We start from the raw sequence: 11,858 nt of genomic DNA on the forward strand, positions 1-11,858 counted from the left end.
GTCATGTCACACACTGACGCAGATCCAGACGGATCCGAATCCAAGACGATCAATACCCCCGAGTCGAGCGATGGGACGAACCACATTGAGATTCCTGACAGCGGCACCGAACGGAAACTCGGCCGTGGCCCGCCGAACGGCCATGAATTCGGCGAGCGGACGAAACAAAGCGTCGACTTCCGCGCACCCAAATACTGGCTCTCGGATGCCGAAGAGATACGGCAGTGCCGGTGGCTGTGGGGCGACCAGGAGAATCCGGGTGGGCTCTCGAAGTTCACCGTCGACGGGTACTTGGAGACGTCGAAGTACGCCCGGATGTGCTATCCTGACGCGATCATCCACGAGCGCGACCCCGAGCTCACGTCCTCGACGAAGGGGACGGACGTCCTCTTCAAGGGCGACCGGGACTCGGGGAAGACGACCTATGCCCGACAGCTTGCGGTCCGGCTGATGGAACGCGGCGAGCGCGTCATCTGGCGGGGCCGCTACGACGGGTCGGGGTGGCTGCCCTTCCGCGAGTGGACGACGCTGTATCTGCCCGCCAACGCCGAGTGTACGCCCCAGTGGATGTACGAGGGCTCCGATCGGCCGGCCGATACCGACGCTGATCTGGACACGCTCGTCCGGGACGTCTACTACTACGAGGACGTCTTCGATCTCCTCGAGGAGCTGGGCGATCGCAAGGCTGGGACGTTCAACGTCGTCTACCCCGATCCCTCCTTCAGCGGGTGCGAAGCGGCCACCGAGGCGCTCGAAAACGTTGCTGGCCGGCTGCCGTTTGTCCCCGAGTGGGAGGCCGACGATCCGGCGGATGCGACGCCACTCATTCAGTGGTGGTTCGGCTTCTGGTTCGCCCGCAAGGAGCACGGCCCCTTCGTGTGGATGTCGCTCATTTTCGACGAGGTGGGCGATTGGCTCGAAGAGGGGGCTCGCCAGGACGCGAGTCGGCTGTACGATAAGATCAAATCCCTCCGGAAGGTGTGGGCCGCCTCCCGGAAGCGGTTGATGTCGATGTATTTCTTCGCCCACAAGGAGGCCAACGTCCACTGGATGGTCCGCGAGGAGTTCAAATGGCGGGTGCATATGCCCGATGGCTCGCCGAATCCCAACCAGAACCAACGGTCGACGATCCCGCAGGGCTTCGACACCGTCCAGATGTACGGCGACATCATGAGCGACAAAGACGTCGGCGTCGGGTTGATCTACACCCAAAACGAGTTCGCTTACTTCACGTGGATGGACTCGGGCGACCCCGAGATCGGCGATCGCTGGTTGAAGATCGACCTCACGCCACCCGCTGCCGTCGCCGAGGATCTCGATGGCGAGACGGTCGCCCTCGAAGACCCGGAGTACGACGAGGAGATCTTCACCCACTGGCACAACGGCGTCCAGGAACGGTTGGTGGTGAACGACCCCGGCTCTGGGTACGTCGATTGTCAGGCCGGCACCCTGAGTGAGGGGCTCGAATCGCCGATTGAGGCGCTCGAATTCAGCGGCCTTGAGACGAGTGGGGGTGTGGGCCAGGTGTTGATGGAGCCGGTGGAGGCTGACTCGGGCAGTGGGGTCGTCGCCGATGGCGGCGACTCTGACGCGGCGCCGTTCGGCGACGAGCCGATTTGCGTCGCGAAATTCCGACTCGACCCCGAGGGTGACAGCGGAGCAGGAGGGGCTGCATGACCGTCTCGTCGCGAAATCCCCCCGATTCCGAACAGCCCTTGTATACGCGAGCGGTTGGACACATACCACGACCTGGGGGCGCGACGCGCGAGGCCGGCTCACAGCGGCTCCGTGCGCTGTGTCTCGTCCTGTTGGTGGTGCTGTGGCTCCCTGCTGGGGGGCTCGCCGTTGGGGGTGTTGCCGCCCAAGGGCCGCCCGACGACGTGTCCGGCAACGGGAATGGGAACGGGAATTCGAACGGCAACGGGAACGCCGGGAACGGCAACGCCGGGAACGGACAGTCGGGCGGTGCCGATACACCCGCAGGCGGTGGCGATGGGAGCCCGAGTAACGGGTCGCCTGGCAACGGGAACGGCACCGGTAACGGTGGCGGGCCGCCTGATCACGCCGGCCAGCGTGGCCCACCCGATCATGCGGCGGTCTCGAACGTCCAGGTTCGGGGCACCGCTGCTCCGGGAGGCAACGCTGGTGGACCACCCGAGCACGCCGCGGCCTGGAACGTCTCGGCGTCCCATTCCAGTGAGACGATGGACATCGCGATCGCCCTCGGCGATGGGGAGACGCTCACCGCGCAGTTGACCGACGACCAGGTGCACGAGGGCCGAGAAGTGGCCTTCAACGCGTCGGCGATCGAGGCCGCCGTCGGCGAGCGCCCGCAGTCGGTGCTCGGCGAGCACGCCGCAACCGGTGATGGGTGGACCTCGAGCGTCCGCTATCAGGGCGGGAAGGCGATCATCGAGGTGCCGCACTTCTCGACGCAGAACGTGACGTTTTCCGGTGGGGTTTCGCTGTCGGGTACTGAGGCCGTTGATGGGACGACCTTCGAGTACGAGTTGGAGTCACTCGGCGGCGTGGACGATTTCGGGGTTTCGTTGACCGGCGATCGCGTGACCGAGCAGCGCTCCGTCGGGACGACGGCCGAAAGTGCGACGCTGGATGTCGATCCGGCTGGGACGTCTGCTCCGGAGAATGCGACGATGCGGTTGACGGGGATCGATAACGGGACGACGGAGACGCGGAGCGGATCGCTCTCCGATGGAGGGTCGGACTCAATCTCGGTCGATGGAGACGACAAACCGACAAACGCGGAGTTGACGATCGAGGGGGACTATTCAGAGACAACGCAAAGTTCTTCATTCAATATGTATTCCGGCTCGGGTTCTACAACTGTGTCCCCCGGCGGATCGCTTGAGCCACACGACGGGGAGATATCCATCGACAGCACCACAAGTTCGACAGATACGATTGACTCCTCGTCTACCGAGGAATACATATCGTATACAGAGGTGTGGTCGCAGTCCTTCGATACGTCTAACTATGATAATCTTAAATTAACTGCGACTGTCGAGCCATACAACGAACACTATGATGGGACATTCCGCGCCGAAATCGGAGGATCATACGGCGATTCAGTCTCATACACGGGTTCGGGTGCAGGTGACCCGGATCAATATAGCATAGACACAGGATGGGTTTCTGTGGATGGTGATTCTACATTTGTCACTATCGAAGATACAGAAAACAACAACGATGTGAATTGGAAAGTATTAGAATATACTATTAGTGGAGAAACAGAGCCGTCGAATATTCAGGTAAGCGGGGATGCAGGCTCGGCATCGCTTGGCTCCGGCGGATCGGCGTCTCTTAGTAGCCTCTCCTCGGGATCACAAACGATTGATCTAACGTGGGATGGATCGGGGACTGATGTCTCCGGAACCGTCTCGTGGACGGAGCGGAGCGGGGTCGAGGACCCCTCCGTCTCGGTCGGCTCCTCGACCGTCTCACACAACGGCGTTTTGGACGGTTCGACCACGGAGACGGTTGATCTCTCGACTGGGGGCGAGACGATCGACGCGAGTTATACCGGATCGGGGTTGTCCTATGATCTGGAGTGGGGGGAGCATCACTATCCGAGCGATCCAACGATCCAACTCGACGGCGGGTCTCGGACCCTCACCCACACTGGCACCCTCGAAGCGGGCCAAACAGCCACTAAAACGGTTGACCTCTCCCGCAGTGGCCACTCGGCTTCCGTCTCCTCGGATGGCCCCGTCGAAGCCGAAGTCGTGTGGACGGACGTCTCCGAAACCACGGACCCGGCCCTGACAATCAACGGCCACGCGACCTCCCATTCGGGCACGCTCACAGAGGGCGAGACCACCAGTCTCCAGACCGATCCCGACTGGATCCAGGCCGGCACGAACACCGTCACCGTCGAACTGGCCGACCCAGGGGGCGGCCCGACGCCACAGGTGGGCGTCGAGTACCAACACACCGCCGATTCGGCCTCCAAGACCGTCGACGTCAACGCCACGGCGTGGGGGGAATCGTATAACGTCTCGAACACCTTTGCGAGCGAGCAACAGTCGGCGACGGCCACGCTGCCCTTCTCGGGCAACGTCGTCGGGCTCAACGGCCTCGAGATCCGCGAAAACAACGGCGAGTGGTATACCCCCGTTGAGGACGACATCACCTTCGTCGGCGACGGCCCGCGGGCCGAACTCGCGCTTGGGGACGTAGCGGCCGACACGACGGTCGATATCCGCGCCGACGCCCGGAAAGTCTCGGTCCCGAGTGGGGCCGTCGACGTCACGAACCCCACCGTCGGCGGGAACACCCTCCAGACGACGTTCGAGGTCACGGATGCCGCCGGCACAGAGCCGGTCGTGATCGATATCTCGAATACATCGGTCGCAAACCCCGATCACGTCCGGTATCTCCAGTCGTCGTCGTGGGCCGACGCCGCGACGATGGAAACCAACGGTGCCACACAGCGACTCGTCCTGCCGGAGGCGAACACCGGCGGGACCGCGACCGTCGAAACGCTGCCCGTTGAAGTGCAGCCGGCCCGCGGCGTCGCCGAAATCGACATCCAGGAGGTGACCCTCGACGATGACAGCGAAGCGCAACTACAGTTCGAACTCGTCGGGTCGACGCGGACGGCCGAACACGAGGTGATCTGGCACGACACCACCGAGGGCCAAGAGTACGTCCTCTATTCACAAACCACCGATGTGGAACTCGATACGGCGACGCCCGCCTCGCCTGCGACGCTGGTGACCGATGGCTCCGAGCAGACCTATACCATCCTCGAACGGCCCGAACAGGCGGCCTTGGTGGGCGGCGGTGGTGGCCGCGAAGGCGGTGGCTTCTGGGCCTCGATCCCGCTCGTGGGGGCGACGCTGGGGCCGTTGCTCGGCGGCGGCTCGACGAGCGCGTTGGTGATCTTTCTCGTCGGGCTGGCCGGCATCGCGTTGATCGCCCGCTCGATCGGCGGCCCAACGCCGAGTCCGTCCAGCAGCGGGGGCCGGACGACCACGACCACCGGCCGCGGCGGGCTCCTACCGAGTCTCTCGTGGCCCTCACTCCCGTCGCTGCCCTCGCTGCCGCGGCCATCGCTGGGGTGGCTCTCACCACGGCGACTGCTCCCCGGCGGCTCCGGCCGAAGTCGATCGAGTCGCCGAGGGCCGGGCTCGGGCTCGTGGCTGTCACTTCCGTCGCTGCCCTCGCTCCCACGGCCGAGCCTCCCGTCGCTGCCGCGCCCCAGTCTCTCGTGGGTGCCCGGTCTCGGGACCGGCCGGTCCCAGTCCCGGTCCCGCTCCGGGTCGCAGTCGACACCGACGGGTTCGGGATCCGGATCCGGATCGATGCTCTCGCGGGGCCTGGGCCGCGGCCGTAGCCTCCTCGTCCGCTTGGCGGTGTTCGCCGTGGGCGTCGGGGGGCTGACGCTCGTGCTCTTGGAGCTGTCGACGCCGCGTTCCATCGCGGGGACGGCGATCCACTCGCTATCGACGGCCGGCGTCGTCCCGATCGTCGCTGCGGTCGCCATCCTACTCACGCTGTGGATGATCGACACATGGACCCAGGCGTCGATCCCGCTGTGGATGCAGGCATCGGTCTCTGTGATCCTCTCGGTGTGGGTGCTTGAAACGCTCGCGCCCGGTACGCTCGAGGAGACGATTTTCACTGCCCTCGCCTCCGGGCTCGAAGACGTGTCGGCGATTATCTGGATCGCCGTCGTCATCGGTGGTGGGTATCTTGTCTACCGGTGGCTGAACAACCGCGGCGGAAGCGGTGGTCAAGAGACCCACATAACGCTCATCCAGGATGGTGAGAACCGATGACCGGCGGATACGATCTTGACCCCGAGGGTGAGCCGACCGAAACGGCCTGTTCCCGCTGTGGCGAGCCGCTGCATACGACGCCCACCATCTCGCGGGATGTGCTCGCCTGCACTGCGTGTCCGTACCACGAACTCGTACCCGATCGCTATCCCATCTCGCGTCTCCAACGGACGGCTCGGTGGGTCAAGCGCCGCCTGTGGCCCCACACCACCGCCGCCGGCGTGGGCGTGTTCGTCCTCGGGAGTGTCCTCGCGAGCGTGTTGTTCACCCTCGGGGCACTTTCGACCGTCGGGGCGGGCGTCGGTGCCGGTGTCGCCGCCTACGTCGGGTATCTGTGCAGCCGTTGGTCGCCCACGTCGCGCTGTCGGTCCTGTGGAATCGCTCCGACCGACGCCGAGGCGGGGTTTTGTGCGAACTGTGGGGCGTCGCTGGCTGCCCCCTGGACCGATGTCGATCCCGATGCGGTCGGCGTCCTCGAGGCCCACCCCCTACGCGATCGATTCGCGCCCCCGGCGTGGCTCACACTCCCCGACGGCGTTGAACGGAACGGCATCGGTATCGAGGTGACCGCCACGCCGACGGCACTGGTTGATCGGCTGTTGGTCGGCCCGACGCGCTACTGGCGCGGGCTGTTCACGGTCGGTATCGTGGTTGCCGCCGTCGGGCAGGCGCTCCTCGTGGGGTTCCTCGCCTCGGTGGCCGTCGACGTCCTCGGTGCGCTTGCTGCACCCACGGCTGGGGCGTCGGCGTCCGGCGAGTCGGGTCCTGATCCGCTTGCGCTGCCGGCCCTGGACGCCGAGCTGCTCACGACCGTCGCCGCCGGCGTCGCGATCGGCGTCGCCGTCCTGTTCGTCTCGATCGCACTCCACGAGCTCGGGCACGCGATGGCGACCCGCGCCAACGGCGTCGAACTCTCGGAAGTCTCGATGTCCTTCATGGCCGGCCTGCTGCCGATGGGTGGTCACATGGAGGATTACGACGGCCGCGGGGACGTGACGGCGCTCGATCGAGCCCGAACGGCGGCCGCGGGGCCGCTGTTTTCGTTACTCGCCGGCCTCGTCGTTGCCGGCCCGTTGCTCGCGACGGGGATGCTCTCGCCCGGCCTGTCGGGGTCGTCGCTGTCGACGGCCGGGCTCGGTGGCGTGGTGTTCGTGTACCTCAACGTCGTGAGCTTCTTCGGGAATCTCCTGCCCGCCTTCGGGGCCGACGGCGACCACCTCGTCGACGCGCTCGGTGAGTGGCTGGCCGACAGTCGATCAACTGCGGCTGGAGACCACCCAGTGGCTACTGACCGCGTGGAGGGGTCGGATTAATGCCGTCACACCTGGGGTTCGTCGCCACGATTGACGCCTCCGCGGCCATCCAGCCGGCCTTCATCGGCCTACTCGGGGAGTTGAACCTCGGCTCACAGGTGATGGCCGCTGCGACCTTTTTTCTGTTGGCGTGGTATATCCTGCGGGCCGCCCGCATCGGCTCGACGATCGCTGCGGTGTCGGCGACCGCCGTGCAGGTGTCGGTGTCGCTGTTCGTCGTCGCCGCGATCGCGGTCGGGCTCGGCTGGGTTGCCCCGCATCCGGGGGCGTTCCTCAACGATGTTGTTGCCGCCGGCCGGTGGGCGCTCGGGATGCCCCTTAAGTGGGCGCTCGAGTGGCTCCGATCGGCGTTCGACCAGCTCGGTTGGGCTGTGTGATGGGTGGATCTGTGCGTATCGTCTCGACTGTGTTCACCGTCGGCGGGTCGATCGGTGGACTACTCCTCGTCGGCGGGCTGTTTTACGCGGCCGTGCGGGCTGCTGCCTCGATGTCCACGAGGGAGTCGACCGACCCGACCGAGGTGTATCTCGCCGAGCGTCGCCGGAATCTCCGGGAACAGTACGAGTTGGGAGAGTGCTCGCTCGCGACCTTCGAGGACCGACTCGTGGTGCTGGAGCTTCCCGGAACGGAGACGATTATGCGCGATGCCGTCGGCGTTGACGGGATCGGGCCGCGGACGGCGTTCAAGCTTGCCCGGCACGTCGAGGGCGACGTCGATCGCTATCGGGCGGCCGACCACGAAACGCTCCAGGCGGTCAACGGGATCGGCCCGAATCGTGCGAGCGCGATCGTCGCTCGACTGGATGGTATCGACCTGGAGACGGCCCGTGCGAGTACTGTCGAGAGTGGAGGTGTGCAGGGGTGAGCCAGCGCCGTCGGCCACTCTATGCCCCGCCCGGTCGGCTCGTTCGGGCCGGCTACGCGACGATGTGGATCGTGTGGGGTCTCACCGCGACTGGGCTTGTATACGTCGTTCCAGCGTGGGTTCGGACGGCTGCCCATGCCGCACTCTCCCCGGCGCACCGTTCGCTTTTCGTCGAGCCCGATCCGTGGGCCGAGCTCTATCTCGCCCATCTCGGAGATCCGGCGCTGTTCGCCTCGCTGTACGGTCTCGCCTGGTGGGTCTGGGCGGTGTATCTATCCAGCACGCTCGCCGGGCTAGTTGTGGTTGCGGTGGTGTGTGTGCGGTTCCGTCCGCCCGAGCCGCCGCAGCGTGTTGAGTAGTCGACGCCAGCATTCGTCTTTGATCGTCTCCAACAGTGCCGGGGTCGTGAACGCCTCGAACGCTGTGGTGTCGAGTTCGTCACGAGCAGTGTGGGGATGATAGGTGTCGCCATTCTTGGAATCCCGAAAGACAATTTACGGACTCAGAGATAGATACCTCATCAGTAATATATGAGAATCTATCTATTGGAAAATGAACTAATCCTCTCAAATCACGAAAGGGTTTTATATATCGTTTGCCTCTTTTGAGATGATATGGTCAAAAAGAGTCACTTCCGGGTTGTATCACACCTCATAGATGAGGATGAGTCGGAAGTGAGTATCAGCATGCTCGCTGATCAACTCGGATGGAGTCCTGGCCACGTCTCGCGTATCGTCTCCGAACTAGAAGCGTACGGATACGTCCAAACCAAACAAAGCGGTCGGCAAAAGCTGGTCTCGCTTACGGATATTGAACCGATCGAGCAACTCGAGGGACTCCTCACCGAATACAGCCATATGGATCTCTCCGGCCTCATCGCCGGCTCTGGGTTACAGATTCTCTATTATCTCGATCAAGGACGGACTGCGACCGAGTTGGCCGAACAGAGTGGTGTTAGCCAGGCAACGGTGTACCGTCGCTTAGATGATCTCCAGCGCGTTGGTGTTGTCGGGAAATCGAGGTCTCGGTATCGTCTCAACGATCCGTTTACAGTATTGGTCTCGATCGCCAGAGGGCTGTTCCACCAGAAACACCGGCACGAAGCAGAAAAATATGCGACTGGACTCAATTTCATCTGGGAAACACACGATGAGTATCTCTTCGCGTGTGGCTCCGATGTTAGCGCTGATGAGTTTTATTTGACTGGGCCAGCACTGTTCGGTGAGTTCGGCGTCCCGCTTCTCACCCGTGATCGGCGGCATTACTTCCGAACGGACCGACGCTCGAAGATCACCCCTGCAGAATTAGTCTGCCACACGCTGCTCATCGATGATGACTCGCGATACCGAACGTACTGTCTGTTGTTGATGCAAAAACAGGGAATCGATCGAACTGTACTCCGAGAGCGTGCTGAACACTACGTATCCGAGTCGGCGACCGATCTACGCGCTATTATTGACGAACTCATTGGATTCCTAGAGTCGGAAGGCACTGTCACGGCTGAGCAACTCCCCGAATGGGAAGAGTTCAAACAAACAGCCAGCGAGTATGAAGTTACTCTATGAGTTCTCGTGAACGATTCGGCCGTGACTATATCGAGGCCGAACTCCGGCGGATCGCAGATCATCTCCAGACTGACGTCGAGGCGTATCTCATCGGCGGTGGCGCGATGTCTCTCCACGAGCCGTCTCTCAAGGACACGACCAAAGATATCGATCTCGTTGTCGTGGACGAAGCGGCTCTCAGCCGCCTGATGGGGGTGCTCGACGATCTCGGATACGAGGAAGTCACCGATCTCGGTGACGAGTACGATCGATTGGGCGCACGCCACTGCGTACGAAATGACGCCGGCTGCCAGTTCGATGTCTTTTATCGACAGATCGCCGATAAGCTGTTCTTCAGCGATGGGATGCAAGCGCGAAGCGACCCGTTTCTCTCAGAGGAGTCCTTCTCGGTCGGTCTGGTCTCGTTCGAGGACATCTTTCTTTTCAAAGCCGTCGCAGAACGCCCGGACGATATCGGCGATATGGCCACCCTCGTCCAAACGGATCTCGACTTCGACGTCATCGAATCCGAACTCGAACGCCAGGTGGAGCTCCTTGGCGGGGAATTCTTCGTCACGGTGGTCTCCGAATCCCTGGAACGACTCGATGAAAATGAGGGAATACAAACGCCACTCGATGACGTGGTTCAAGAGTACTATTTGCGGTATATGGAAGGATACGAACTTCGAATGCAGTTAGACAAGGACACCCCGAAGTCCGTGAACGAACTGGCCACGGAGTTGAGCGTTTCTAGCGAGGAGATCGAACATCGATATGCGTACCTCGAACAGTACGGGTTTGCTGAACGAACTTCCGAGGGAATTCGGGATACAGGCAGGCACGACGAATTTACGCGATCGTAACTGCTGCCTGTGGTGGTCTCCCCCAGTAGTCGGTCCATTAGATGATAGGCAGTGGTGGATGCTGGAGATCTTCTTCTATCGAGAGTTCCACCGAAGCGCTGTCTTTACGCGAACATATTTCGAGTGATAGATTCCTGTGTAGCCCCGGTATGACGGGGGGTCCGGCCTTTTTCGAACCTCCCGAAACGATCGATATTCAATCTGAAACGCGTGGAGGCGCGCGCCGAACGAGTGAACGGACGCACAGCCACAGCCGGCGCGGCGACGGGCGGCCGCCCTCGGGCACTGCGGCACGGGGCCGAGCGAGCGCGCTGCCGGCCGCGGCCCCGCGAAACGCGCCGCGGCGCGCCGCAGCGCGCGATCGCAGTACAACGCGTGAGCACACGACAGGGGAGGGCGGCCGCACACCCGTCATCGGAGGGGCGGCCGGGCACGCGACATGACGGAAGCACGAGCGCACACGGGTATTTAAAAGCGCGCTCACGCGCGACGGGTGAGTGTCGCGGAGGCGGCCGTCCGCGGGTGATACTACGTCTCTCCCTGAACTACACTTCTTGTACCCATAGATTTAATATAACCCACTATAGATAGTGTAGTGTCGAACGATGCCCCGAACACCGCCCGGATGGAACACAAGCCTGACGTACTATGCCCACTACTGGGGTTCAGCGTTGGGCAAATCCCCGACTCGCGCCAAACAGCAGATGCGTGATGTCCGCGAGGACGTCTCCGGGACCTGGGGCTCGGCCGATGATCCGTTGGCGTCGCATACGCCGATGGCACAAAATGCGATCCTTAACCGGCTCGCGAAACTCGCCGCCGGCCGGATCGACGACTGGGAGTCACACGTTGATCCGACGCTCTCCTCGGGGGAGAACTACCGGATCCTTCTGGAACGTGGCGGCGAGCTGCCCGCGGACGAAAAACGCGAAATCCGTGAGGCGATCGCCGCGACGGTCGACGAACGAGAACAATCTCGGGCGGCCGACTTGCTCCGGGAGAATCTTGAGGCGATCGACGCCGGTGACAAACAGCAGCTGACCGACGATATCGCCGCTGAATATGGCGAGGAATTCGTCGCGGAAACGCTGCGCGATGCCCGTACATCGGTCGAAACGGCCGCCGAAGTGACGATCGAACCCCGCGACGTCGGGGCGGCGACGGCCGCCGACGTCGAGCCGGCCCCGTCGCAACCGGCCACATCCAACACAACCGATGCGACGGCCGACGGAACGACCGAATCGGCGGCCAACACGGCCGAACCGGCGGGGGCCGATACGACTGCCACGCCAACGACGTCGGAACCGGCCGATCCGACAGCCGAATCGGCCGATCCGACAGCTGAACCACCGTCGCTAAACCTGCTGACGGGGTTGTTCGCGGTGATTTGGGGCTTTTTCAAACTCGGGTTCCAGGATGCGGCGACCGACGGCCCGATGACCGACACGCAAACCACACTCGATGATTACTAA

At 63.0% G+C, this 11,858-nt stretch carries 9 protein-coding genes; all 9 read left to right on the plus strand.

The features are described from left to right. Window positions 1–3: 3 nt before the first annotated feature. The 9 genes from HZR14_RS02750 to HZR14_RS02790 all read left to right on the plus strand — a co-directional run bounded on the left by HZR14_RS02750 (window position 4) and on the right by HZR14_RS02790 (window position 11,858). On the plus strand, window positions 4–1,677 hold the full coding sequence (locus HZR14_RS02750; protein WP_181691341.1) for a hypothetical protein: 1,674 nt from the start codon (window positions 4–6) through the stop codon (window positions 1,675–1,677). Next, on the plus strand, window positions 1,674–5,801 hold the full coding sequence (locus HZR14_RS02755) for a hypothetical protein (RefSeq protein ID WP_181691342.1): 4,128 nt from the start codon (window positions 1,674–1,676) through the stop codon (window positions 5,799–5,801). The genes HZR14_RS02750 and HZR14_RS02755 overlap by 4 nt, the downstream gene beginning before the upstream one ends. Further along, window positions 5,798–7,114 carry a M50 family metallopeptidase gene (locus HZR14_RS02760; RefSeq protein ID WP_181691343.1) on the plus strand — a complete coding sequence of 439 codons (1,317 nt, stop codon included), beginning with the start codon at window positions 5,798–5,800 and terminating at the stop codon, window positions 7,112–7,114. The genes HZR14_RS02755 and HZR14_RS02760 overlap by 4 nt, the downstream gene beginning before the upstream one ends. Next, the gene (locus HZR14_RS02765) at window positions 7,114–7,491 is read left to right on the plus strand and encodes a hypothetical protein (RefSeq protein ID WP_181691344.1); all 378 of its coding nucleotides are present in this window, start codon (window positions 7,114–7,116) and stop codon (window positions 7,489–7,491) included. The genes HZR14_RS02760 and HZR14_RS02765 overlap by 1 nt, the downstream gene beginning before the upstream one ends. Then, window positions 7,491–7,979 carry a helix-hairpin-helix domain-containing protein gene (locus HZR14_RS02770; RefSeq protein WP_181691345.1) on the plus strand — a complete coding sequence of 163 codons (489 nt, stop codon included), beginning with the start codon at window positions 7,491–7,493 and terminating at the stop codon, window positions 7,977–7,979. Before HZR14_RS02765 ends, HZR14_RS02770 begins: the two co-directional genes overlap by 1 nt. Further along, the gene (locus HZR14_RS02775; protein ID WP_181691346.1) at window positions 7,976–8,338 is read left to right on the plus strand and encodes a hypothetical protein; all 363 of its coding nucleotides are present in this window, start codon (window positions 7,976–7,978) and stop codon (window positions 8,336–8,338) included. The genes HZR14_RS02770 and HZR14_RS02775 overlap by 4 nt, the downstream gene beginning before the upstream one ends. A gap of 255 nt (window positions 8,339–8,593) precedes the next feature. Beyond that, window positions 8,594–9,544 (plus strand): winged helix-turn-helix domain-containing protein, encoded by a 951-nt coding sequence (locus tag HZR14_RS02780; protein ID WP_181691347.1) that lies wholly within the window; start codon window positions 8,594–8,596, stop codon window positions 9,542–9,544. Further along, window positions 9,541–10,386, plus strand: coding sequence for a DUF6036 family nucleotidyltransferase (locus HZR14_RS02785; protein WP_181691348.1), 846 nt, complete (start codon window positions 9,541–9,543; stop codon window positions 10,384–10,386). Before HZR14_RS02780 ends, HZR14_RS02785 begins: the two co-directional genes overlap by 4 nt. Before the next feature lie 605 nt (window positions 10,387–10,991). Then, the gene (locus tag HZR14_RS02790; protein ID WP_181691349.1) at window positions 10,992–11,858 is read left to right on the plus strand and encodes a hypothetical protein; all 867 of its coding nucleotides are present in this window, start codon (window positions 10,992–10,994) and stop codon (window positions 11,856–11,858) included.

It is taken from the genome of Natronomonas salinimetallica (assembly GCF_013839515.1).
GTDB lineage: Archaea > Halobacteriota > Halobacteria > Halobacteriales > Haloarculaceae > Natronomonas.